Here is a 315-nt window from a genome sequence, read left to right as displayed (position 1 = left end):
GGTCAATGGATTTTCCATGTTTTTGGTGCAATTAACAGCTTTTGGCTTGGTCGGCTATCTCTTGCTACAAAAAGAGTTGACCATCGGTGCTGCCATTGCAACCTTCAGCTATGTTGAAAATTTCATCTATCCTATGAAATACATCCTCTTGGATGTCAATTATATCCATTCGACCAAGGAAACGGTCGCCAACCTAGAAGACTATCTTGCTGGTCAGGTCTTGTCTGAGCAAGTGCCAAGCTATCCCAATGTGACAGCCTTGGAAGTCAGGGATGCGGCCTATCATGTGGGAGAATTAGCAGTAGCAGATTTTTC

At 44.1% G+C, this 315-nt stretch carries 1 pseudogene; it reads left to right on the top strand.

The features are described 5' to 3' along the window. Nucleotides 1–315 (top strand): annotated as a pseudogene (locus C1E99_RS12620) (ABC transporter ATP-binding protein); the annotation flags it as partial.

It is taken from the genome of Streptococcus suis (genome assembly GCF_002964045.1).
Classification (GTDB): Bacteria; Bacillota; Bacilli; order Lactobacillales; family Streptococcaceae; genus Streptococcus; species Streptococcus suis_U.
Note: the sequence above shows the minus strand (reverse complement) of the source record. Positions and strands in the feature narration are given on the sequence as shown.